At 67.4% G+C, this 21,074-nt stretch carries 26 protein-coding genes; 6 read left to right on the top strand and 20 right to left on the bottom strand.

What is annotated here, in order from left to right; genetic code table 11:
- Positions 1–7 precede the first annotated feature (7 nt).
- The 10 genes from ACFWPH_RS20870 to ACFWPH_RS20915 form a co-directional block, all read right to left on the bottom strand.
- On the bottom strand, positions 8–442 hold the full coding sequence (locus tag ACFWPH_RS20870) for a nitroreductase family deazaflavin-dependent oxidoreductase (RefSeq protein ID WP_378753368.1): 435 nt from the start codon (positions 440–442) through the stop codon (positions 8–10).
- 32 nt (positions 443–474) lie between these two features.
- Positions 475–1,722 (bottom strand): cytochrome P450, encoded by a 1,248-nt coding sequence (locus tag ACFWPH_RS20875; protein WP_378753370.1) that lies wholly within the window; start codon positions 1,720–1,722, stop codon positions 475–477.
- 5 nt (positions 1,723–1,727) lie between these two features.
- Positions 1,728–2,507: an SDR family NAD(P)-dependent oxidoreductase gene (locus ACFWPH_RS20880; RefSeq protein ID WP_378753372.1), complete on the bottom strand. Its 780-nt coding sequence runs from the start codon at positions 2,505–2,507 to the stop codon at positions 1,728–1,730.
- 5 nt (positions 2,508–2,512) lie between these two features.
- The gene (locus ACFWPH_RS20885; protein WP_378753374.1) at positions 2,513–2,737 is read right to left on the bottom strand and encodes a ferredoxin; all 225 of its coding nucleotides are present in this window, start codon (positions 2,735–2,737) and stop codon (positions 2,513–2,515) included.
- Between the two features lies 1 nt (position 2,738).
- A complete protein-coding gene (locus ACFWPH_RS20890; protein WP_378753376.1) occupies positions 2,739–3,947 on the bottom strand; it encodes an amidohydrolase family protein in 1,209 nt (402 codons plus the stop codon).
- A 26-nt stretch (positions 3,948–3,973) separates the two neighbouring features.
- A complete protein-coding gene (locus tag ACFWPH_RS20895) occupies positions 3,974–5,443 on the bottom strand; it encodes an aldehyde dehydrogenase family protein (RefSeq protein ID WP_378753378.1) in 1,470 nt (489 codons plus the stop codon).
- 32 nt (positions 5,444–5,475) lie between these two features.
- Positions 5,476–6,672, bottom strand: a complete 1,197-nt coding sequence (locus ACFWPH_RS20900; protein WP_378753380.1) for a thiolase family protein — start codon at positions 6,670–6,672, stop codon at positions 5,476–5,478.
- Positions 6,669–7,103: a Zn-ribbon domain-containing OB-fold protein gene (locus tag ACFWPH_RS20905; RefSeq protein ID WP_378753382.1), complete on the bottom strand. Its 435-nt coding sequence runs from the start codon at positions 7,101–7,103 to the stop codon at positions 6,669–6,671. The genes ACFWPH_RS20900 and ACFWPH_RS20905 overlap by 4 nt, the downstream gene beginning before the upstream one ends.
- Positions 7,100–8,311: a CaiB/BaiF CoA transferase family protein gene (locus ACFWPH_RS20910; RefSeq protein ID WP_378753384.1), complete on the bottom strand. Its 1,212-nt coding sequence runs from the start codon at positions 8,309–8,311 to the stop codon at positions 7,100–7,102. The genes ACFWPH_RS20905 and ACFWPH_RS20910 overlap by 4 nt, the downstream gene beginning before the upstream one ends.
- Before the next feature lie 321 nt (positions 8,312–8,632).
- Complete coding sequence (locus tag ACFWPH_RS20915) at positions 8,633–8,926, bottom strand: DUF427 domain-containing protein (RefSeq protein ID WP_378753386.1); 294 nt, start codon at positions 8,924–8,926, stop codon at positions 8,633–8,635.
- A gap of 252 nt (positions 8,927–9,178) precedes the next feature.
- Between ACFWPH_RS20915 and ACFWPH_RS20920 the strand changes: the two genes are divergently transcribed.
- The 3 genes from ACFWPH_RS20920 to ACFWPH_RS20930 are packed head-to-tail and all read left to right on the top strand — an operon-like array spanning position 9,179 to position 10,579.
- A complete protein-coding gene (locus ACFWPH_RS20920; protein WP_378753388.1) occupies positions 9,179–9,319 on the top strand; it encodes a hypothetical protein in 141 nt (46 codons plus the stop codon).
- On the top strand, positions 9,316–9,762 hold the full coding sequence (locus ACFWPH_RS20925; RefSeq protein ID WP_378753390.1) for a nuclear transport factor 2 family protein: 447 nt from the start codon (positions 9,316–9,318) through the stop codon (positions 9,760–9,762). Before ACFWPH_RS20920 ends, ACFWPH_RS20925 begins: the two co-directional genes overlap by 4 nt.
- A complete protein-coding gene (locus ACFWPH_RS20930) occupies positions 9,746–10,579 on the top strand; it encodes an enoyl-CoA hydratase/isomerase family protein (protein ID WP_378753392.1) in 834 nt (277 codons plus the stop codon). Before ACFWPH_RS20925 ends, ACFWPH_RS20930 begins: the two co-directional genes overlap by 17 nt.
- A gap of 44 nt (positions 10,580–10,623) precedes the next feature.
- Here the strand turns inward: ACFWPH_RS20930 and ACFWPH_RS20935 are convergent, their stop codons facing one another.
- Positions 10,624–11,613 (bottom strand): LLM class flavin-dependent oxidoreductase, encoded by a 990-nt coding sequence (locus tag ACFWPH_RS20935; protein ID WP_378753394.1) that lies wholly within the window; start codon positions 11,611–11,613, stop codon positions 10,624–10,626.
- Positions 11,614–11,846: 233 nt separating this feature from the next.
- Positions 11,847–12,590, bottom strand: coding sequence for an IclR family transcriptional regulator (locus ACFWPH_RS20940; RefSeq protein WP_378753396.1), 744 nt, complete (start codon positions 12,588–12,590; stop codon positions 11,847–11,849).
- Positions 12,591–12,723: 133 nt separating this feature from the next.
- On the opposite strand from ACFWPH_RS20940, the gene ACFWPH_RS20945 reads away from it, so the two are divergent.
- Both ACFWPH_RS20945 and ACFWPH_RS20950 read left to right on the top strand, forming a co-directional pair.
- On the top strand, positions 12,724–12,894 hold the full coding sequence (locus tag ACFWPH_RS20945; RefSeq protein WP_378753398.1) for a hypothetical protein: 171 nt from the start codon (positions 12,724–12,726) through the stop codon (positions 12,892–12,894).
- A gap of 102 nt (positions 12,895–12,996) precedes the next feature.
- The gene (locus tag ACFWPH_RS20950) at positions 12,997–13,896 is read left to right on the top strand and encodes an NAD(P)-dependent oxidoreductase (RefSeq protein ID WP_378753399.1); all 900 of its coding nucleotides are present in this window, start codon (positions 12,997–12,999) and stop codon (positions 13,894–13,896) included.
- A 38-nt stretch (positions 13,897–13,934) separates the two neighbouring features.
- Here ACFWPH_RS20950 and ACFWPH_RS20955 read toward each other — a convergent pair whose 3' ends face one another.
- Positions 13,935–14,888, bottom strand: coding sequence for a LysR family transcriptional regulator (locus ACFWPH_RS20955; RefSeq protein ID WP_378753401.1), 954 nt, complete (start codon positions 14,886–14,888; stop codon positions 13,935–13,937).
- A 61-nt stretch (positions 14,889–14,949) separates the two neighbouring features.
- Here ACFWPH_RS20955 and ACFWPH_RS20960 point away from each other — a divergent pair, with 61 nt between their 5' ends.
- Complete coding sequence (locus ACFWPH_RS20960; RefSeq protein ID WP_378753403.1) at positions 14,950–15,360, top strand: DUF5997 family protein; 411 nt, start codon at positions 14,950–14,952, stop codon at positions 15,358–15,360.
- Here ACFWPH_RS20960 and ACFWPH_RS20965 read toward each other — a convergent pair.
- From ACFWPH_RS20965 to ACFWPH_RS20995, 7 genes are read right to left on the bottom strand one after another with little or no spacing between them, the layout of a single operon-like run.
- A complete protein-coding gene (locus ACFWPH_RS20965; protein WP_378753405.1) occupies positions 15,357–16,058 on the bottom strand; it encodes a TIGR02206 family membrane protein in 702 nt (233 codons plus the stop codon). The genes ACFWPH_RS20960 and ACFWPH_RS20965 overlap by 4 nt on opposite strands.
- A gap of 11 nt (positions 16,059–16,069) precedes the next feature.
- On the bottom strand, positions 16,070–16,375 hold the full coding sequence (locus ACFWPH_RS20970) for a hypothetical protein (RefSeq protein WP_378753407.1): 306 nt from the start codon (positions 16,373–16,375) through the stop codon (positions 16,070–16,072).
- Positions 16,376–16,392: 17 nt separating this feature from the next.
- The gene (locus tag ACFWPH_RS20975) at positions 16,393–17,292 is read right to left on the bottom strand and encodes a TauD/TfdA dioxygenase family protein (RefSeq protein ID WP_378753409.1); all 900 of its coding nucleotides are present in this window, start codon (positions 17,290–17,292) and stop codon (positions 16,393–16,395) included.
- The gene (locus ACFWPH_RS20980) at positions 17,293–18,339 is read right to left on the bottom strand and encodes an ABC transporter substrate-binding protein (protein WP_378753411.1); all 1,047 of its coding nucleotides are present in this window, start codon (positions 18,337–18,339) and stop codon (positions 17,293–17,295) included. It lies immediately after the preceding gene.
- Entirely contained in the window at positions 18,336–19,175 is an 840-nt protein-coding gene (locus tag ACFWPH_RS20985; protein ID WP_378753413.1) for an ABC transporter ATP-binding protein, read from the bottom strand. The genes ACFWPH_RS20980 and ACFWPH_RS20985 overlap by 4 nt, the downstream gene beginning before the upstream one ends.
- Positions 19,172–19,999 (bottom strand): ABC transporter permease, encoded by an 828-nt coding sequence (locus ACFWPH_RS20990; RefSeq protein ID WP_378753415.1) that lies wholly within the window; start codon positions 19,997–19,999, stop codon positions 19,172–19,174. The genes ACFWPH_RS20985 and ACFWPH_RS20990 overlap by 4 nt, the downstream gene beginning before the upstream one ends.
- Complete coding sequence (locus ACFWPH_RS20995) at positions 19,996–20,799, bottom strand: ABC transporter permease (RefSeq protein WP_378753552.1); 804 nt, start codon at positions 20,797–20,799, stop codon at positions 19,996–19,998. The genes ACFWPH_RS20990 and ACFWPH_RS20995 overlap by 4 nt, the downstream gene beginning before the upstream one ends.
- Positions 20,800–21,074: the final 275 nt, after the last annotated feature.

The following is a 21,074-nucleotide window of genomic DNA, read 5'->3' on the forward strand; positions in this document are numbered from 1 at the left end:
AGTCCTATCATGACGGGCTGAGCACAACGAGCGGGATAACCCGGCTGGTACGGGTCTGATAGACGTCGTAGTTCGGCCAGTATCCCGTGGCGAGCCGCCACAGGCGCGGTCGCTCCGCCGCCGTGGCGGTACGCGCCGTCACCCGGACCCGCTCCGCCTTGATCTGGATCTCGGCTCCGGGGTTCGCGCGCAGATTCAGGTACCACGCCGGATGCTTCGCGGCCCCGCCCGCCGACGCCACGACCAGGTAATCCGCACCGTCGCGGCCGTAGATCAGCGCCGAGGTACGGCGCTGCCCGGTTTTCCGGCCGGTGGTCGTGAGCAGCAGGATCTCGGTACCGTTCCATTCGTAACCGATCTCGCCGCCGGTCTCCTGGTAGCGGGCCACATGCGTGGCACCGACCAGGCCGAGATCGGGCGGCCGGTAACCGGGTTCGTTCATCGACTTTCTCCTCTTCTCCGGGGCCGATCGGTTCAGCCGAAAACCACGGGTATCTCGGTCGGCCCGCGCTCGTACATTCCGATGAAGCGGGTGGGTTCGGCCTCCGGGTCGGCCCGTAGATTCGGCAGCCGGTCGAGCAGGGCGCCGATCCCGGTCGTCATCTCGGCCTTCGCGACATGCATGCCCAGGCAGGCGTGGGCCCCGCCGCCGAAGGCGAAGGAGGGTCGCAGCCGCCGGGTGATGTCGTATTCGTCCGGGTTGTCCCAGCGTGCCGGGTCCCGGTTCGCCGCCCCGATGCACAGGTGCAGGACCGAACCGGCGGGGAGCGCCACCCCCTGCAACTCGGTATCCCGGGTGACGTACCGGGAGAACATCGGATCGGTCGGGGTCCAGCGCAGGGCCTCGTCGATGGCGGGCCGCAGCAGGGAACGATCCACCGCGACCGCCGCGAGCACATCCGGCCGCTGCAGCAGCGCCGTCAGCGTGATCCCCATCTGTTTCCACGTGGTGCCGGATCCCGCGGCCAGCAGCAGGACCACGAAGGAATGGATCTCCGCATCGGTGAGCCGCTGTGTGGTGCCGTCCTCACCGGTCAGTTCCGCCTCGACCAGCACACTGATGAGATCGTCGCGCGGCGCCTTCCGGCGCTGTGCGACGATCGGCCGGATCAGCTCCACCACGGCGGCCGGCCGGCCGAGCGCCGCCCGGAACTCCAGTGCCTGCTCGACCGGTACGCCGAAGCTACCGGTGATCGTCAACACCGGGATGGCGGCGCAGAAATCGACGTTCAGTTCGGCCCGGCCGTCGGCGGCGAAACCGTCGATCAGCTGGTGCACGGTCTGCTCGATCCACTTGCGGATCCACCATTCGGCCTTCGCGGGAACGAAGGACGGCTGCACGAGCGCGCGGTAACGCCGGTGCTGTGCCCCGTTCATCGAGATCATGCTGTTGAGGGCGTCGAGTTTGCCCGTGTTCGGGTCCACCGGTTCCGGCGCGGAGGCGAACAGATCGGGGTTGCGGTAGGCGGTATCGCAGGCGGCGAAACCGAATGCCGAGAAATGCGGGCGGTCGGGCTGCGGTAGTCCGCTGAACACCGCCGGGCCCGGGTAGCCGGTCAGCTCGTGCACGGTGCCCGGATGCACCTCGCCCTCGGCGCGCAGCCGATGCCATATCGGATAGGGATCGTCCCGGTACCCGCCGCCCGTCTGGGCCAGGTAGGCGCCGCGGAGATCGAACAATTCGCGTACGCGGTCGCGATCCAAGGTCGGTGCAGGATTCATTCGATTCACCTCGCCACGTACCCGCCGTCGACCGGAAACAGGACTCCGGTGATATTCGCGGCGCGATCGGATACCAGGAATACGGCTGCCTCCGCGCAATCCTCCGCCGTGATCGGGCGCCCGAGCGGATGGTTGGCGGCGGTACGTTCGGCCATTTTCGCGGTCATTTCCGCACTGTCGGAGAGCCCGCCGGCCGCCATGAAACCGGTATAGGGCATCCCGGCCGGGCAGAGGGCGTTGGCGCGGATCCCGAACGGCGCGCCCTCGATCGCCACCGCCTTGGTGAGCTGGTGCACGGCACCTTTCGTGGCGGCGTAGACCGCGCCGCCCCACGCGACCAGGCCCGCGACCGACCCCGTATTGAGAATGACCCCGCCCCCGCCCTGCCGTTTGAACTGGAGTACGGCATAGGTGCAGCCGAGGAACACCCCGCCGATATTCACCGATACCAGGCGCTGGAAATCCTGAAAGGTGTGGTCCTCGAGCGCGGCGCCCAGGCGCGGTGTCGGGATGCCGACATTGTTGAAAACGATATCGACGTGCCCGAACCGGTCGGCAGCAGTGGCGATCATCGCGGCGACATCGCGCTCCCGTGTGATATCGGTATCGGCCGCGACGGCCACCCCGCCCGCGGCCTCGATCCGGCGCACCGTGTCCTTCGCCCGATCGAACTGGATATCGGCGCACACCACCGAGGCGCCTTCCTCGGCGAATCGCTGGGCCGAGGTGGCACCGACGCCGGATCCGGCGCCGGTCACCACCGCGGTTTTTCCTTCGAGCAGCACGTGGCTCACCCTTCTCGTTCGATGGCGGCGATATCGGTGATCGCCAGGCTCAGTGCGCCGGTCGGGCAGCTGTCCACGGCCGTGCGGATCTGTTCCACCGGATCTGCCGGCGGGTCACGCAGAACCGCCAGCCCCTCGTTGTCCTGGGTGAAACTGCCCGGTGCGTAGGCCGCGCAGACTCCGCAGCCGAGGCAGCGTGTCCGGTCGACGTGGACCCTCCAGCCCGGCATCTCAGCCCGCTGTCCGGACCGGCGGTTCGGCCGGAGTGAACCGGTAGAGGCGCTCGGCATTGCCGCGCAGGATCTTGTACTGCGTCGCCTCCGGGAGATGGTCGATCTGCTTTTTCACGGCGTCGATGCAGTTCGGCCAGGTGGAATCCGAATGCGGGTAATCGGTTTCGCACATGATGTTGTTCTCGCCGATTTCGGCGATGCTCGCGATGCCGTGTGTGTCCTCGATGAAACAGCCGAAGATATGGTCGCGGAACGTCTGGCGGATATCGAGGGTGTCCAGGTCGACGCCGCCGCTACCGGCGTGATCGCCCCAGTTCATTCCCCGCTTCACCCAGTGCCGCTGTTTGTCCAGGACCTGCTCGGCGCGTTCCAGGAAGTACGGCATCCACCCGATCTCACCCTCGGACAAGGCGATCTTCAGGTTGGGGAAGCGCTGGAACATACCGCTGAACAGCCAGGACAGCATCGCGCCGGAGGTTCGCGTCGCACCCCAGGACAGGTTGGCCAGGAACGGGGCGTCCTTCGAGATCTGCGGAACCGTCGAGGACGACCCGACGTGCATGGAGACGACCAGGTCCAGATCGTTGGCCGCGGCCATCACCGGGTCCCAATACCCGCCCGGATCGTGGATCGTCGGCAGCCCCAGCGGTGCGGGGTTCTCCGAGAACGCGAAGGTGGTCGCGCCTTTCGCGGCGCAACGTTCCAGCTCCTGCACCGCCAGCTGCGGATCCCACAGCGGGATGAGGACCAGCGGGATATAGCGGCCCGGTGCCGCGCCGCACCAGTCCTCGATCACCCAGTCGTTGTAGGCCTTCAGGCAGACCAGGCCGAAATCCCGGTCGCCGGCCTCCATGAACAGCTGGCCGCAGAAGCGGGTGATCGTCGGGAAACAGAGTGAGGCGAGTATGCCCGCCCGGTTCATATCCTCGATCCGCGCGGCCGGATCGTAGCAGCCGGGGCGCATCTCGCTGTACGACAGCGGTTTCGGGCTGAACTCCTCCTTCTCCTTACCCGCCACCGCGCTCAGCCCTGAACTCGGGAAACGCTTACCGTCGTAGACCCAGCAGTCCACGCCGTTGTCGTCGAATTCCATATGCGGTGCGCGGTCCCGGTCGGCGCGCGGGACGCGGTCCACCCACAGGTTCGGTGGTTCGAGGATGTGGTCGTCGACCGAGATCAACCAGTCGAGTGCGAGATCGGTGGACATCATGACTCCTTCGGGTCGGTGGGCGTTCAGCGGAGGTCGCCGATGACGAGGTGTTTGACTTCCTGGAAGGCCCGGATGCCATCCGGGCCGCGTTCGCGGCCGAGGCCGCTCTGCTTGTAACCGCCGCTGGGGGCATAGGCGCTGAACAGCGCGGTGTTGACATTGACTGCGCCGGTACGCAACCGGCGCGCGACGGCCGTGGCCGCGGCAGGGTCGGCCCCGTACACCTGACCGGACAGTCCGTACGGGGAGTCGTTGGCTATCCGCACGGCGTCGTCGATATCGCGGTAACCCAGCACCGACAGGATCGGGCCGAAAATCTCTTCCTGCGCGGCCGGGTTGCCGTTGTCGGGAACGTCGAGCACGGTCGGCTCGAAGTAGTATCCGCGCGGGAAACCGCTGGGCCGGCCGCCGCCCCGCACCACGGTCGCGCCCTTGTCGACGGCGCGGTCGACGATCCGTTCGCAGCGTTCGCGTTGCGCGGCACTGATCAGCGGGCCGATCGTGGTCGACGGATCGGCCGGGGTGCCGACGACCAGCCCGGCATAGGTCCGCGAGACCAGCTCGAGCACCTCGTCCTTGTGCTCCCGCGGCACCAGCATGCGGGTCGCGGCGACGCAGGCCTGCCCGGCGGTACCGCCGATCACGGCGGCGGCGCCGGTCGCGACCTTGCCGACGGCATCGTCGAGGTAGATCTGGGCCGATTTACCGCCGAGTTCGAGCGCGACCCGTTTGAGCGTGGGCGCCGCCTGCGCCATGATGCTGCGGCCGACCGCGGTCGACCCGGTGAACGACACCATATCGACCGCGGGATGGGTGGTGAGCAGTTCCGCACCGGCGGAACCGGGTTCGACGACGACGCTGAGCACGCCGCGGGGGAGTCCGGCGGCCTCGGCGGCGGCACCGAAGATCAGCGACGAGATCGGAGTGAGCGGGCTCGGCCGCAGAATCACCGAATTACCCGCCATGAGCGCGGGAACGAGCTTCTGCAGCGCCATGATGAACGCCGCGTTGTACGGGGTGATCGCCGCGACGACACCCACCGGCTCATGTCTGCGAAGGCTGAGCGCGACCCGCCCGCGGATCAGGTCGTCGACAGGAACCGGATTGGGCTCCTCGTGCGAGAGCGAAAGGTAGAGGTCGATCATGCCGCGGGCCATGGCCAGCCCCGAAAGGAACTGGGAGCGTTCGGCGAACATCCGCGGCTGCCCGGCCTCGGCGACCATGGTCGCCACCAGCGGTTCGCGCATCGTCTCGAGATACGACAGCAGCGCACGCAGCACCGCGGCCCGGTCCTCGGCCGGCGCATCGGCCCACACACCACTGTCGAAGGCGCGCCGCGCCTCGCGTATCGCGCGGTCGATCTCGGGCAGGGGAGTTGCCGGGATCTCGGCGACGCGGGATTCGTCGGCAGGGTTCTCGACGGCGAAGGCTTCGCCACCGGTCACCGGATCGCCCGCGATATACGAGCGGTGGTCCGCGAGAATATTTTCCATGGTTCGGGCTCCTGTTGCCGCGGCGTGGGGATTCAGCCGGGTTCGGTGGTGTAGGCGACGACGCCGCCGTAATGGGGTGCGGATTGACAGGCGAGGGCGGTGGTCACACCGGCACGTGTGCGGTCGCCGGCGCGACCGGCCAATTGCAGATAGCACTCGAGCATCTGCGGTATACCGTGCATCCGGCCGTTACCCAGCGCTCCACCACCCGACAGCGCCGGTAGACGACCGGGGAGATCACTGTCGATTCCGCCGTCGCCGACGAAACTGTGCGCCTCCCCGCGTGCGCAGAACCCCAGCGCTTCGAGCCAGAAATAGACGAACGGCGAGAATCCGTCGTAGAGCTGCGGGAGGTCCACCTGGGCGGGGTGTAAACCGGTTGCCTCCCGCAAACGCCGGGCCACGATCTCGCCGCCCGCCATGATGTCGTCGAGCGGCCAGTGCAGCGCCACCCGGTGCGGAGGTGGCGGGCTCTGCGCATAACCGGCCACGTACACGGGGCGGTGGGGGAGGTCGCGGGCCCGTTCGGCGGAGGTGAGGACGAAGGCGGCGGCCCCGTCCACCGGTAGATCGCAGTCGAAGCGGCGGACCGGGTCACTGACCATCGGCGCCGCCAGGTATTCGCCGGTGGTGACCGGTTTCCCGTACCAGTGCGACCACGGGATCCGCGCGCCGTTCTTCCGCGCCTCGACCACGACGGCGGCCAGCGTGGCGGGATCGGCCCGGTACCGGTTCAGGTACTCCCGATAGGGGAAGGCGATCATCGGCAGCGGGCCCCCGAAACCTTGCGGCGCGGTCCACTGCTGTGCGCCCGCGGCCGCTGTCATCGGATTGTCGTGGTAGCCACCGGCCGGGTTGTGCAGGGCGCGGTGGACGACGACGTAGTCGGCGGCACCGGCGATGATCGCGTTCGCCGCCAGCGCTATCGCACCGGGAATCTGGCCGATACCGCTGAAGCCGGCGATATACCGGGGCGAACCACCCATCCGGGCCGCCAGCCAATCGGCCGAGACCGTACTCTCTCCGTCGGTGACACGATGACCACCGGCGGTCGGGAACAGCGCCGAGGTGACGAATCCGTCGATCTGCTCCGGCCGCAACCCGGCGTCCGCGACGGCCGCCCGCGCCACCTCGACGGTGAGGGCGCCCAGCGGACGCTCGCTGTGCCGCCGGATGTTGCTGTGGGCGTATCCGGCGACCGCGACCTGCCCGTGGAACCGAGTGGTCATGACGATCCCCCGAAGGTCAGGGCGAAGGCCGGGACCGCTGTTCCCGGCGCGACGTCCTCGAACGCCACCCGCACCGGAATCCCTTCGCGCAGCACGGTATCCGGGCCGTCGAGGAGCCGGCCGATCATCCGGAGTCCGGGCTGTCCGGCCAGTTCGACATCGACCAGCAGATAGGGCACATCGCCGGCGAAACCGGTCAGCGACGCCCGGTGGACCACCGTCCAGGACCGGACGACGCCCAGCCCGCTGACAGGTTCGAAGCGGAATGCGGGATCGGTTGTGCCGCAGTGCGAGCAGATCGCACCGGGCGGTATCTCGAAGCGGTCGCACCGGGCGCAGCGGGCGATCGCGAGCTCATGCCGCGCCGTCGCGGCCCAGTACGGAGCCGAGCGGGTATCGGGGACGGGGAGCGGACGGGCGGGCGTTGTCACGGGACCACCCCGGCATCCTGTAATTCAGCGATATCGCTCCACGAATACCCCAGTTCCAGCAGCAGATCCTCGGTGTGTTCACCGTGTTCCGGGGCCCGCCGCAGCACCGGTGGCCGTTCGTCGAATTGCACCGGCCCGGTCGGGAGCCGGTACGCCGGACCGGCTTCGGTTTCGACATCCCCGAGATAGTCGTTGGCCAGCACCTGGGGGTCGTCGAGGAGTTCGCCGATCGACTGCACCGGCGCCCACGGCGCGTCCAGCCGGGACAGCAACTGCTTCCACTCGTCGAAGGTGCGGCGCGCGAATTCCGCATCGAGTTCGGCCACACATTCCGCGCGATGCGCCGCCCGCGCCGCCATATCGGCGAAGCGCGGATCATCCCGCAGATCGGCACGCTGCACGAGATCGCAGAACTGCACCCAATACCGGTCGGCTTGGAGGAAGACGAGCTGGATATGGCGGCCGTCCTTGGTGCGATAGGCGCCGACCAGGGGATTGGGCGAAGCTCCGCGCCCGGTCACCACAACGGGGGAGTTGCCCGCCAGCGCGGCGAGTAGATCGGAGGACAGCATCCACATCGCGGTCGCGAGCAGTGAAACATCCACCACCGACCCGCGGCCGGTGCGGTTCCGTCGCAACAGCGCGGCAGCCATCCCGAACCCCAACGCCATCGCACCGTTGCGGTCACCCATCGCACCGCGCTGGCTGATCGGATACTCGCGGTCGTGCGGGGTCAGAACGTAGGCGGGACCGCCCTGCGCCCAGAACGCGGAGGAGTCGTAGCCCGGTTTATCCGCCTCGGGGCCGCGCACGCCATACCCGTGGCCGCGGGCGTAGACGAGACGCGGGAACCTTTCCGTGAGTTGTCCGGCGTCCAGCCCCAGGCGGCGTAGCGCGGAGGGCCGGAAGTTCGTGAGGAACACGTCGGCTGTCGCGAGCAGTTCGTCGAGCAGCGCCCGGCCCCGGTCGGTGTGCAGATCCAGCGAGACCGAGCGTTTTCCTCGATTGGCCAGGGCCACCGACAGATTCACCCCGCCGCTGTCCGAACCGATGCCTTGGGTGGCGAGGTTGCGGTAGGGGTCGCCGTCGGGGCGTTCGACCCGGATGACGTCCGCTCCCCAGTCCGCCAGCAGTGCGCCGGCCACCGGGACGAAGACCCACTGCGCGAGCTCCACCACGCGGATCCCGCTGAACGCGTCGTTGTCCATCGCTGCCTCCGCATGTAGAACCACAATCTACTCAATCGTAGAATGACATTCTCGTTTGTGGACGGAAATGATGCTCAACGTGAGAAATGAGGCTCCAGGACGGTTGTGCCGGTAATGCTTACGGCGAAAGCCCCCGAGTGCGGGCATTTCTTGCCTCCCGGAGGGTGTGCGCGGCGGTGCCCAGGTCGGCGCGGAGCTCCGCGTGCCGGTGCCGGCACCGGGCGGCTGCCCGATGGGCACAGTCGAGGTCGTGGTCGCCCGGGCTGTTTCCGGATATTGCCGCCGGCCACGCCCTCCGGCGCTACCTGCCGCGTCGCCCTGCTATTCGGGCTCGCCGACCACCTCGACCCCGTGCTGGAAGGCGATATGATCCTTGATCCGCCGCGCCGGCGGGCTCGGATGCGGGTAGTACCAGGCGGCGTCCGGGTTGACCGCGTCGTCGACGGTCACTGTGTAGTAGCGTGCCCTCCCTTTCCAGGGGCACAGCGACGTCGTCCGGCTGTCGCCGAAGTATCGGCGGTGCAGTGATCCGGGCGGAAAGTAGTCGTTGCCTTCTACCCGTACCGTGCGTGGAGTTTCGGCGAGTACCACGCCATTCCATACTGCGCGGATCACGATGACGGGCCCTCCTCGTATCGGGTTCGGGAACGATCGACCACAAAGTGGGCACTCGACCCTACTCTCCATATCCGGTGCTGGGCGCCCTCGCTGCTCTGTCGTGGGCTGTGCGCATCAGCCGATCCCGGAACGGTCTCCGTAGCCGCTATGGGTACCGGCCGGTCGCGATGGCTGCGGACCCTGATCGAACAGCCGCGGAGAAATTCGCGAAACCCCTGAGACGGCCTGTGTGATCGCATAGGTTGGAGAATGACCTTCTCCTTGGTGAAGAGGGGTCTATCTCCCGGTGAGTCAGGAGAGTCGGAAGTGGTGAACATACAAGAAGACACCGATGTGCTCGCCGGTGATGCGGAGTACCTCGAGGCCGAGCAGATCGGAATGCCCGGATGAGCGACGAAACCCAGATCGCCGCACTGCTCTACCGCTATGCCCGCGCCGTCGATACCAAGGACTGGGAGCTGTACCGCTCGGTGTTCACCGCCGACGCTCACATCGACTATTCGTCGGCCGGTGCCGTGGTGGGAGGCCGCGACGAGGTCGCCGACTGGTTCGCCGCGAATTTCGGTGCGCTGCCGTGGAGCATGCACTACATCACCAATATCGAGGTGCTCGCGCGCGGACCCGAAACCGCGACCGTACGCGCCATGTTCTACAACCCGATGCAACTCCCGGGGTCGGCCGACGTCAGTGCCTGTGGCGGTTACTACCACCACGAATTGGTGCGTACCGCCGACGGTTGGCGCAGCCGGGCGCTGCGGGAGGAGAACGTCTGGTTCACCGGCCGCGGGGAAGGCGGTCCGGCGCCGAAGGAGAACAATGACCGAAACCGCTGACACAACACAGCATCCGAGACCTCCCGAAGGCGACTGGCTGGGCACGAAGTTCCTGCGATTCGACCGCGAAGGCCCGTTCGGGGTCTGCACCCTCGACCGGCCCGAGGCACGCAACGCGATGACTCCCGCGATGTATTTCGGCATCAAGTACGCGGTCACCCACGTGGGTTCCGATCCCGACCTGGCGGGGCTGCTGATCACCGGCACCGGTGATGTCTTCGCGCCCGGCGGCGATATGGGCGGCGGTGGTGACGACAACTGGATGACATTCGGCCGCGCATTGGGCATGGACGCCCTGCCCTTCGACACGCTGCGCCAGTCGGCCAAACCCGTGGTGGCCGCTGTCAACGGGCTGTGCCAGGGCGGCGGCCTCCAGATCGCCTTGTGCGCCGATATGGCCGTCGTCAGCGACCGGGCCACTTTCCGGGTCCCCGAGCTCTATCGCGGAATCGCCGACACCTACTACAGCCATATGCTGGCCCGGCTCATAGGCCCGGTCCGGACCCGCGATCTGATGTTCACCGGCCGCACCCTGTCGGCGCAGGAGGCACTGGACTGGGGCATGGTCGCCCGCGTCGTCCCGCACGACGACCTGCCCGCCGCCGCCCGCGAGGTGCTCGCCCAGTGTTGCCGCACCGCACCGGGCGCGCGCACGGTGATCAAATCCAGTCTGGACAACTACCTCGGTCTCTACGACCGCATCGGAATGCAGGCCGGCCTGGGCGCACCCGAATCGATCGAGGGCTTCCGCGCCTTCAAGGAGCGCCGATCCCCGAACTGGGTGCACCCGGGATTACGAATCGACGGACGTCTCTAGTCACGCGGCTCGATCCCGGACCCCTGAGCGGGTCGGATACGCTGTCAGAACCAGTGGCCGGCAAGCAGCTCCAGCGAGCGCTGCCGCACTGCGGGGTCGTAGGCGTAGGTGACGGTGATCAGTTCGTCGACGCCGGTGCGCTCGACGAATTCCGCCAGTTCCCGCACAACTGTCTGCGGCGCGCCGACCGCCTTGATCCGTAGCATCGCGTGATCATGACCGCCCTGGGCGACCAGCTGGTCCGGATCGACGGGTGGCTGGAGCTTGCGGCGCCGGCCGCTGCGGATATCGAGGAACATCTGCTCCAGCGTGGTGAACTCTCGTTCGGCCTCCGCGTCCGTCGGTGCCACCATGACGTTGATGCCCGCCATCAGGTACGGCTCGGCGATCTGTGCGGTGGGCGCGGAATCGGTGAATGCGTCCCGGTAGACCTGGATGGCCTCGTCCAGCTGATCGGGCGCAAAGTGCGAGGCGAGCGCGAAGGGTAAGCCGAGCTGACCGGCTATGGAGGCGCCGTTGACGGTCGAACCCAGGACCCAGATGGGAACCTCGGTGCCCGCGGAGACAGCCGAAACGATCGGGGCACTCCGGGCGGTACCGTCCGCGCTGAACCAGCCCTGCAGATCGAAGATGTTCTCCGCGAAAGCCTGCGGTTCGGCGGAGGACCGGCTCAGGGCGCGAGCAGTCATCATATCCGTGCCCGGGGCGCGGCCCAGGCCCAGATCGATCCGGTCGCCGTACATATTCGCGAGGGTCCCGTACTGCTCGGCAACCATCAGCGGTGCATGGTTGGGGAACATCACACCGCCGGAGCCCACGCGGATCCGTTCGGTCACCGAGGCGGCCTGCCCGATCAGCAGCGAGGTGGCGCTGGCGGCGAGGTTGGCGGTGTTGTGATGTTCGGCGAACCAGAGCCGGCGGTAGCCGAGCCGGTCCGCTGTCCGAGCGGCGTCCATCGAAGCGGCGATACCGTCGCGGGCCGTTGAGCCCTGGGGGATGGAGACCAGATCGAGAATGCTCAGTGGCACGGACACTGTCGCGGCTTCCTCACGTTGACGACGATGAATATCGCCATGTCAACCATCAGAACCGGGGGTTGTATTCCGCGATCCGGACGCGGAACCCCCGGCAGTAGTGCCACGCGATTCGGCGACCGCGCTGCGCGGCGGTGCACCGGAATGTGGTGGAGGTCGTCGCGCTCGGTGCGCGACCCCACCCGCCGCGGGTGGTCACGAGACCGTCGCCACGCCTGGAGGCTGCGAACGGTTCAGCTGAGCCCTTTTCTCAGCGCGGCGACCGCTCCCCGTAGAAGTGCTCCGACCTCGGCGTACTGTTCGGAAGTCAGGCGGCGATCGGGTCCGCTGACGACGATCGCGCCGTGGGGTTTACCGGTGGAGTCCGTCACGGCGGCCGCGAGGCTGGTCGAGCCTTCCTGCACGGCGCCCTCGCACAGGGACCAGCCGCGATCGCGGATCTCGTCGTACTCGGCGTCGGTGAGCAGCGTGTCCCGCGCGTCGGACAGTGCTACGCGTTCCTCGGGGGTGAGGTGGGCGAGAAGGGCGCGACCGGCGGCGCTCGTTTCGGGAGGGTGGGTCTGGCCGATCCGCGGTGCGGTACGGACCAGGTGGCGGCCCTCGGCGACGTCGACGACCACGATCGCCGGCGCGTCCAGGAGAGCGAGGTGCACGGTCTCGCCTGTCTCGTCCCGCAAGGATGCCAGCAGCGGCCGGGCGCGAGCGGGCAGTGACGAGGTGTCGAGTGCGTGCCCGGCGACGATCAGCGGCTTGGTGGACAGCTCCCAACGGGGTGGCGAATCCGGTAGTGGCCGAATCCAGCCCGCCTCGTGCAGGGTCGCGAGGGTGCGTTGCAAGGCGCTCTTGTCCTCACCGAGCTCCCGGCACAGCGCGGTGAGTCCGATGGGGTGACGGGCTGCGACGGTTTCGACCACCCGGAGACCGCGCGCGAGCGTGCCCAGAGTCTTGACTGCGATGTGAATCACTCCTACCGTCATTAAATAGTGATAGTAAGTATCACATAACGATACCAGCTGCCGGTTGTTCTCTCGGCAACGCCGTTCGGCGAAGGAGTGTTCATGACATCTGTCGACGATCGCGCTGGGGGATCTGATCGGGGTGGAGGACATCATGCTCGAGACCGGCTACCCGCACGGCGACGGAACCCGGCCGCACGCCCGGGATGTGATCGAGCGGTACCGGGGTTGGTTTCCCGCACAGGATCTGCGAATGATGTGCAGCGAGAACGCGGCCCGGCTCTACCGCCACCGGGCGCCCGAACCAGTTCTTCCCCGCGGCTGACAGGAGTTTCGTCATGAGTCACGCACCGCTGGCGGAACAGCCCCCGGCCCGCCACATCACCGACATTGTCGACAGGCCGCGGTGATGACGGGAACTGCTGGTATGAATCCTGTCGTAGTGCTCGTACCGGACGAGCGTGGGATGCGGGAGTTCGACGGTTCGGCCCTCATCCGGCCTGTTGTCTACGACGTCGGCGGCCGGATACCTGCGGCAGGACTCGACGCGCAGGTGCTGGTTGCACACGGGCTGGACCCGGCCCGCGCCGGTGAGATCTTCGAGCAGCTGCCGAAGCTGCGGATGGTACAGCTGTTCAGCTCCGGTTCCGACGAGTGGGAAGCGGTGGTGCCCGACGGGGTGCGGCTGTCGAACGCGGATCGCGCCCACGGGGGAATCGTCGCTGAATGGGTTGTGGCGCAACTCCTCACGCACTATCGAAAACTCGAAGCCTATCGTGATCTGCAGCGAGAGAGGCGATGGGAGGCGCTGTCGTCGAGCACACTGTCCGGCAAACGTGCGCTGGTGTTCGGCGCCGGCGATATCAGTGAGAATCTCCGGCGCCGGCTCGAACCGTTCGAGACGGTGGTGACATCGGTCGGGCGGACGGCGCGCGGCACGGTCCTCGACATTCCCCGCGCGCTTGCCCGGCTCGCCGAGTTCGACATCGTCGTCCTCGCGGTTCCGCTGAATGCGTCGACCAGAGGCATGGTCGACGCGGCATTTCTCGCTGCGATGCGTGACGGTGCCGTGCTGGTGAACGTCGGCCGCGGGCCGCTGGTCGACACGGACGCCCTTGTCGCCGAGTTGCAGGCTCGCAGACTCTACGCATTGCTCGACGTCACCGACCCTGAGCCGCTGCCGCCCGGACATCGGCTGTGGAATGCACCGGGTGCGGTTGTCACCCCGCATATCGCGGGGACAACCGAGGGCACGCTCGATCGCTGCTGGGCGGCGGTAGTGCGGAAGGTGACGGAGTATGCGCGTGAGCGCATCGAGGAGGCGTGAGGGCACTCGGATGGGGCGGTAACGGTTCGTGGCCTGGGCTAGCGTTTGCGCCCCCGGGCGGGCTTCTTCCCGGAGGGCGGCTTCTTCTTGGAGGGGACCGCTTTCCGCGCCGGGCGCGGTCCCTTCCCTGCGGGCTGCGGCTTGCGCTGTTCCGGTTCGGTGCGCTTTCCGGCGGGGGACCGGGAGCTGTGTTCCGAGCGGCCGCGCACCACCCCGACGAACTCCTCGACCGAATCGGTGGTCCGGTCCGAGAGCCAGGCCAGGGCGATTTCGGTATCGCCGGTATCGGTCACCGTGCGGTAGATGAGGTCGCGCCGGTGGTGCAGGCGGGCGATCGAATGGGGCACGATGGCGACGCCGACCCCGGCGGCGACGAGCTCGAGGGCGGGCTTGACCGCGTCGATATCGGCGGTGTCCTGCAGGCGCTCGTCCACCAGATCGGCCATGGCGACCTCCTCGAACAGTGAAATCTCGTGGTCCTTGGGTGCCACGACGACGGGCAACTCGCGGTAGAGCGGGATCGCGTTCATCCCCGCGCGGTCTATCGGCAGGCGGACGAAGCACATATCGACGCGGCCCTCGCGCAGCGCCGGCTGCTGGTCGGCCTGGGCAACGGCGACCAGCTCGAGCGGGGTGTCCGGGAACCGCCGCCCCCAGATCCGTTCCCATTTGGTGACGGTGACGCCGGGTACGAACCCGACCCGCAGCGCGGCGGGAGGGTCGGCCGCCGCGTCGCCTGCCTCGTTGCCGGCAGCCGCAATGATGTCGCGCGCTTCCCGAAGCAATTCCCGTCCCGCGTCGGTCAGCTGGGTCGGCTGCGCGCCGGGTACGAACAGTTTCGTACCGAGCTCGGTCTCCAGGTCGATAACGGTGTGGCTGAGCTTCTGGCGGGAGATATGCAATGCCTTCGCGGCGCGTGCGAAGTGCAGTTCCTCCGCGACTGCGGCAAACCAGCGCAGACGCTGCATATCGATCGAGGAGAACCGGCTCATACCCGCAAGCGTATGGCACCGCGGAGTCCGGCCCGGCTCGGCGGCCCGATACGCTGTGGCGGTGAGCCTGGACAAGAAACCGCAGATGATGAAGCCGCTGACCGCGGCGAACAAGCTCGGCATCTATCTTCCGGCGGCTCCCGAAGAGTTCCGCAGCGGCCCGATCTCGCGGGCCGAGCTGGACGAGCTCCGGACGAATCCGCCGCAGTGGCTCACCGATCTGCGCCGCACCGGCCCCTTCCCGCGTGACATCGTGGCCCGCAAGCTCGGTATCTCCAACAGCGGCCTGACCCGTGCGGGAGTGTCCGACGCGCTCACCGCCGACGAGATCGCCGCTTTCCTCGCGGATCCGCCGGAGTGGCTGATCCGCGAACGCGAAAGCTATGCCGCCGTACGCGCCGACGAGGAACGAGTCCAGGCCAAGGAAGCCGAACGCCGCGCAGCGACCAACCGGCCGGCGAAGGGGCATTAGCGCGCCGCACGCCGACCACGAACCCAGGGCCAGGTCATCAGCGCCCAGACGATGAGCAGCAGGACAGCAACGGTACCCAGGTACCAGGGCCATGGTCCGAGCACATCGAGCAGCGACGGGGTCGCCGGTTTCCGGTTGACGAAACCGTAATTGGTGCCGGCGAGGGAATTGAACACGAAGGTCACCCCGACCCATGCCACGGTGGCCGCCACCGCGAACCGATAGCTGTGCCAGTCCGGGTGCATCCCCACACCCCAGGTGAGGTAGATCGCGGCCCAGACGACGAGCAGGTGGATCGCCCAGAACGCCAGGAATTCGTGATCCGGGAAATCGGGACTCTCCAGCGCCGGTGACAGCAGTGCCTGCGTACTCAACGTCAGGCACCAGTAGTAGGTCAGCGCATAAGCCCAGCGTCGATGTGACCACAACGCGTAGCCGGCGGCGAGCGTCGCGAGATCGGTCAGCCGCAACGGAACCGAGCGTTCGACGGCCGGGGGAAACATGAGGGCCAGATAGATCGCCACATACAGAACCGAGGTCAGCGCACCGAACGCCCGGCTGAAACGGCGTTCGGCCGCAGTATTGCGCTGCCTCCGCCCGAGCATCACGACCGCCACCGCCCCCGCGGCGAACACGATGAGCACGATCCAGTGCGACAGTCCGTATGCCGAGAACTCCCTCGCCGTCGATGGCTGCACGCCTGGTCACTCTAGTGGTGCCGCACTGTTTCACCTGCCGCCCCGACACTGCTACCGCCGGGGTGTTCGTGGCCGAGGCGCCGGCGAGTAGCGGCCGGGGCAGCCGCTCGACAGGGTGCCGCGGCCAAGGTGATCTGCTGTCCGGGGCGGTCGCTGGTGCCGGTGGGCTGGAACAGAGGGCTCAGTGCGAACCGGACGGCCGCCTCGATTCCGGTGTCCAGATCGTCGTCGGCGAAGTCATCGAGTCCGCGCTGTATCGAGGGCCGCCGGGAGGCATTTCTACGGCGGATCGCCGGGCCGCCCGGGCCCGGCGTCATCACCACCGTGAGCGCGTTCAGCTAGTGACCAGGTATTGGCCGGAATCGCCCACCCACGCCACGCTGCGGAAGCCGTCGACGCCCACCGGGACCTCACCGGCGACGGTCACCCGATGCAGCCTGCGTGCCTGGTTACCGTAGTCGGCGATCGCGTAGTGCTGGGTCGCCTGGTTGTCCCAGATCGCCACGTCGCCCGGCGACCAACGCCAGCGGACCGTGTTCTCCAACCTGGTCACATGGCTCTGCAACAGGTCGAACAGGTGGGCGGAGTCGGTGCCGTTCAACCCGATCAGCCGCTTCACGAAGTGTCCGAGTAGCAGTGCGCGCTCACCGGTCTCCGGGTGTACGCGAACGACGGGATGCTCCGTCTCGTAGTTCACCGAGGTGAAGGTTTCGCGGTACTTCGCGACGCGCTCGTCGCCCAGTGTTGCGTGTGTGGTGGCGTAGTCGTAGTTGTTGGTGTGCAGGCCGTGCAGCGTGTCCGCCAGTTGCCGGAGTTCGGGGGTCAGCGATGCGTAGGCTGTGACGGTATTGGCCCACGTGGTGTCTCCGCCGTACGGCGGAAGGTGGACGGCGCGTAGCACCGAGTACGCGGGCGGCCTGTCCACGAAGGTCACATCCGTATGCCAGCTGTTCGCGATATTCCCTCGCTCCGAGTCGACAGCGAAGATCCGGCGTTCGGATTCGAGGCCCGGCACAGTGGGGTGCGCAGTTGTCAACGGGCCGAGCAACTCCGCGAAGGCGGCTTGCCCCGACTCGTCGAGGTGATCCTGGCCGCGCAGGAAAACCACCTTGTGCGTATTCAATGCGGAGCGGACCGCCGCGACCTCGTCAGCGGTGAGATCGGCGCCGAGTGCGATACCCGTGATCTCCGCGCCGATATTGCCGGCGACCGGGCGGACGTCGATGGTGCTCATTCATTCTCCTTGGTCGGGTTCACTGTGAGCCGGGTCGGTGCCGACCGCCCGCTCGGCGGTTTCGAGCCCGGAGCTGACCGCCGCGGATATATCCGGTTCGCTCTGGTAGGCCCCGAGTTCGACGAATGTTTCGGCGAGGTGTTCGAGGTCGGCACCGAGCCTGCCCCGATAGAGCTCGACGGATCCGGGCAGCGACAGGTACTCGACCTTGGCGATTTGCAGGGCGGCCTGCTCCGGTTCGATATCGATGCCCTGGGTCGCGTAGTACTCGGTCAGCAGGGCGGCGGCTCGGTCCCGGTTCTCCGGGATCCAGGCGTTCGCCCGGAATGCGGCGCGCAGGAAGCTGTCCGCCTGCTCCGGTCGTTCCTGTGCGAACTCCTGGGTGAGGCCGATGAAGTCGTACACCGGGGTGCCGGCCATTTCGCCGTCGCAGACGCGGATGTAGTCCGGGTTGCCCTCGAATCCCATATCGAAAGGCGGCCAGGTCATCGCGCCCCCGCCCCGGCCACCGCCGAATGCGCTGGGTACCGCGTTGGTTTCGATCGGAACGAGGTTGACCTTGCCCGCGAGCTCGAGCTTCTGCAGGCAGCTGAGCAGCACGTAGTGCGCGGTCGAGTTGGTCTTGACGAGGATGTCCCTACCCCGTAACGCCTCGGTGGGTGTCTTGCCGCTCAGGTCCGCGCGGCGGACCCATAACGCCAGTGTCTTACCCTCTTCGGTATTGACCCCCGCGGGCACCATCTTCCACTTGTCGGCTGCGGTCAGGCCGGGTGGTGCGCCCATGAATCCCGCGTCCCACGCCCCGCCGGCCCCCGCTTCGACAAGTGGTGCGCCGCTGGGGAAATAGGCGAGGTCGACATCGAGACCGGCTTCGGCGTAGTAGCCCAGTCTCTCTGCCAACCAGAGCGGGAAACCCGTCGACGACGGCTGGGTCGCCACCGTGACCTTGTTGCCGGTATTGCCGGTACCACCGGTGGCACTGTTACATGCCGCGAAGAGCAACACGGCGCCGATCAGCGCGGCGCACCGCAGCCACCGATGCGTCATCGGAGAGATCCCAGCTCCGCGCGCACCGAATGCCATATCTTCCTGTGCAATTCGGCGAATGCGGGATCGGCCATCGACTCGTCGACTCCCGTCGACCGCCAGGCGCGTCCGGCCTCGAGGGAGAACTCCTCCTTGATCGCCCCCGGGCGAGCGGTGAGCACCACGCACCGATCACTGAGGTAGACGGCTTCCTCGACGCTGTGCGTGACCATCAGGACGGTGAGCTCGAGTTCACGGACCAAAGTGGACAATTCCTCCTGGATCAGCACCTTGGTCTGGGCGTCGAGCGCACCGAGCGGTTCATCCATCAGCAGCACATCAGGTCGCACCACCAGCGCCCTGGCCAGCGCGACCCGCTGCTGCATCCCACCGGACAATTCGTGCGGGTAGGAACCGGCGAAACCGGCCAGCCCGACCATGTCGAGCGCTTCGTTCACACGTTCGCCGATTTCTTGCCGCGGCAGTCTCGCCATCCGCAGCCCGAACTCGACGTTCCCCTTGACGGTCTTCGCCGGAAACAGCGCGAACTGCTGGAACACCACCGAGCGATCCGGGCCGGGGCCGCTCAGCGGCTGCCCATTGAGCAGGATTTCGCCCTCGGTCGGCTCCTGTAACCCGGCCGCAAGCATCAGCAGTGTCGATTTCCCGCAACCGGACGGGCCCACCAGGCTGAGGAACTCGCCCTCGGCCACCTCGAGGTCGATCGGGCTGAGCGCGGTGAGCTCGTGTCCCCTGGCACGGAACCGCATCCCCACACCCCGGAAGGCAAGCTTCGCGGAACGGGTGGCGGATGCCGACGCGTGGCCGGCCGGATTCGTGTTCCCGGTGATGGTCATTGTTTCGCACCAAGTCCTTTCGTCCAGCGAGTGAACGGTCGTGTGGCGACCTGCAGCACCTGGCCCATCGCGGCGCCGAGCACGCCGATGGCCACCATTCCGGCGATGATCAAGGCCGGATCGCTGCTCTGCTGGCCGGAGAGGATCACGAAGCCGAGCCCTGAGTGACCCACGATCAGCTCGGCGCCCATCAGCGCCATCCAGCCGTTGCCGACACCGATCTGTAGCCCGGCGATAGTGAGCGGCGCGCCGGTAGGGATCGCGATACTGGTCAGCGTTCGGTACGTGCCCCCGCCGAGTACGGCCGCAGCGCGTACCAGCCCGGGGTCGATACGACGCACCGAAGCCTCGGCGTTCAGGACACACGCGGGAAACACCGCCACGAATACCACGAACGCCTGCGCCGCGAGACCCGGCTGCAACCACAGGATCGCGAGGGGGATCCAGGCGAACGGAGCGATATAACGTAGCACCTCGAACACGGGCAGCAGCACCGCCCGAACCAGCGGGTACCAGGCGAACACGTAGCCGACCACGACGCCCAGCACGGCGGCCACGGCGAAGCCGACACCCCACCGCGCGATCGACACTGCGGCATGGCCGATCAGGGTGTGCCCGGCCAGCGGGGTCACCAGGAGGTCCGCCAGCCGCTGGGCTACCTCCAGTGGGGACGCGAGGGTGCGGTTCGCGTCGAGCCCGAACACCGCCACCGCCAGCCACCAGAGGGCCAGCACAGTGACAACGCCACTACTGGCGAGCACCGCCTTCTTCACGCCGCCCTGAGCGGCGGGGGCGGTTCGAGGTGCGCTGGTCGGCACGCTCATGTGGTCACGCTCCAACGACCCATCCGCTTCTCGGCGATCCGGATACCCTCGGACAGCGCAACCCCGACCAGGCCGATCAGCAACATCGCCGCCATCATGATGTCGACGTCCAACGTGGATCTTGCGTTGAGCGCGACGTAGCCGAGTCCCGCGGTCGCGCCGAGCAACTCGGCCGCGACCACGGTCATCCAGGCGTTGCCGAGCGCCAGCCGCGCACCGGTGACCACAGTGGGCATCGACGTCGGTAGCACCACCGTCCACAGCGTGCGCCATGTACCCGCGCCGAGGCTGCGGCTCGCATAGATCAGGACCCGATCGGTTCCCGAGACGGCTTCGTAGGAATTGAGGATCCACGGCACCACCGCGGCAAGTGTCACCACGTACACCCGTGCGCCGTCGCCGAGCCCGAACCAGAGGATCGCGAGCGGGATCCAGGCGATCGGCGGGATCGGCCTGATGAGGTTGAAAACCGGCCGCACGACCAGCTCGAATGTCGGGAAGGCGCCCATCGCCACCCCGACCGGAACACCGATGACCGCACCCACCAGCCAGCCGGTCAGTACGATCGCGACGCTGGCCAGCAGATGCCCACCGAAGGTGTTGCCCTGGTACGGCGAGGTCAAGAACTGTGCGAGGCGGTCGAACACCGCGTCCGGCGGTGGCAAGAACAGCGGCGGAACGAGCTGGGTGACCTCGGTCGCCGAGTACCAGAGGCCGACGAAGAGGGTCGTCGATATCGCGCCGACGGCGAATCGCCTACCGCCCGAGCTGGTGAGCCGCTCGCGCCTCGTGCGGAACATCGTCACGACGAACTACTCCCATTCCGGCCCGGCGTTCGGCGTGCACGCGCTGGCATTGCTCTCCTCCATGAACTCGAGACTGCGACGAATCGAGTCTGTGGTTGCGTCAATCTACGGCCGGGCGCCCGGTGCGCCAATGATTCGAATCGGTGAGATCTGATCTCGGTCGCTCGGGAATGCGCAGGTCGAGAGTGTTCATCCGGTGGAGTCGGATCCGGCCGGAGGTGTGGACCGGGCTCCGGATTCGACTGTTGTGCAGCGGTAATCGTGGTGCG

The organism is Nocardia sp. NPDC058499 (assembly GCF_042719915.1).
Classification (GTDB): Bacteria; Actinomycetota; Actinomycetes; order Mycobacteriales; family Mycobacteriaceae; genus Nocardia.

What these genes read in the sequence shown, in the direction of transcription:
- ACFWPH_RS20870 (WP_378753368.1), bottom strand. Translation starts at nt 442, where the DNA reads ATGAACGAACCCGGTTACCGGCCGCCCGATCTCGGCCTGGTCGGTGCC.
- ACFWPH_RS20875 (WP_378753370.1), bottom strand. Translation starts at nt 1,722, where the DNA reads ATGAATCCTGCACCGACCTTGGATCGCGACCGCGTACGCGAATTGTTC.
- ACFWPH_RS20885 (WP_378753374.1), bottom strand. Translation starts at nt 2,737, where the DNA reads ATGCCGGGCTGGAGGGTCCACGTCGACCGGACACGCTGCCTCGGCTGC.
- ACFWPH_RS20890 (WP_378753376.1), bottom strand. Translation starts at nt 3,947, where the DNA reads ATGTCCACCGATCTCGCACTCGACTGGTTGATCTCGGTCGACGACCAC.
- ACFWPH_RS20895 (WP_378753378.1), bottom strand. Translation starts at nt 5,443, where the DNA reads ATGGAAAATATTCTCGCGGACCACCGCTCGTATATCGCGGGCGATCCG.
- ACFWPH_RS20900 (WP_378753380.1), bottom strand. Translation starts at nt 6,672, where the DNA reads ATGACCACTCGGTTCCACGGGCAGGTCGCGGTCGCCGGATACGCCCAC.
- ACFWPH_RS20910 (WP_378753384.1), bottom strand. Translation starts at nt 8,311, where the DNA reads ATGGACAACGACGCGTTCAGCGGGATCCGCGTGGTGGAGCTCGCGCAG.
- ACFWPH_RS20920 (WP_378753388.1), top strand. Translation starts at nt 9,179, where the DNA reads ATGACCTTCTCCTTGGTGAAGAGGGGTCTATCTCCCGGTGAGTCAGGA.
- ACFWPH_RS20925 (WP_378753390.1), top strand. Translation starts at nt 9,316, where the DNA reads ATGAGCGACGAAACCCAGATCGCCGCACTGCTCTACCGCTATGCCCGC.
- ACFWPH_RS20930 (WP_378753392.1), top strand. Translation starts at nt 9,746, where the DNA reads ATGACCGAAACCGCTGACACAACACAGCATCCGAGACCTCCCGAAGGC.
- ACFWPH_RS20940 (WP_378753396.1), bottom strand. Translation starts at nt 12,590, where the DNA reads ATGACGGTAGGAGTGATTCACATCGCAGTCAAGACTCTGGGCACGCTC.
- ACFWPH_RS20945 (WP_378753398.1), top strand. Translation starts at nt 12,724, where the DNA reads ATGCTCGAGACCGGCTACCCGCACGGCGACGGAACCCGGCCGCACGCC.
- ACFWPH_RS20950 (WP_378753399.1), top strand. Translation starts at nt 12,997, where the DNA reads ATGAATCCTGTCGTAGTGCTCGTACCGGACGAGCGTGGGATGCGGGAG.
- ACFWPH_RS20955 (WP_378753401.1), bottom strand. Translation starts at nt 14,888, where the DNA reads ATGAGCCGGTTCTCCTCGATCGATATGCAGCGTCTGCGCTGGTTTGCC.
- ACFWPH_RS20970 (WP_378753407.1), bottom strand. Translation starts at nt 16,375, where the DNA reads ATGACGCCGGGCCCGGGCGGCCCGGCGATCCGCCGTAGAAATGCCTCC.
- ACFWPH_RS20975 (WP_378753409.1), bottom strand. Translation starts at nt 17,292, where the DNA reads ATGAGCACCATCGACGTCCGCCCGGTCGCCGGCAATATCGGCGCGGAG.
- ACFWPH_RS20980 (WP_378753411.1), bottom strand. Translation starts at nt 18,339, where the DNA reads ATGACGCATCGGTGGCTGCGGTGCGCCGCGCTGATCGGCGCCGTGTTG.
- ACFWPH_RS20985 (WP_378753413.1), bottom strand. Translation starts at nt 19,175, where the DNA reads ATGACCATCACCGGGAACACGAATCCGGCCGGCCACGCGTCGGCATCC.
- ACFWPH_RS20990 (WP_378753415.1), bottom strand. Translation starts at nt 19,999, where the DNA reads ATGAGCGTGCCGACCAGCGCACCTCGAACCGCCCCCGCCGCTCAGGGC.
- ACFWPH_RS20995 (WP_378753552.1), bottom strand. Translation starts at nt 20,799, where the DNA reads ATGTTCCGCACGAGGCGCGAGCGGCTCACCAGCTCGGGCGGTAGGCGA.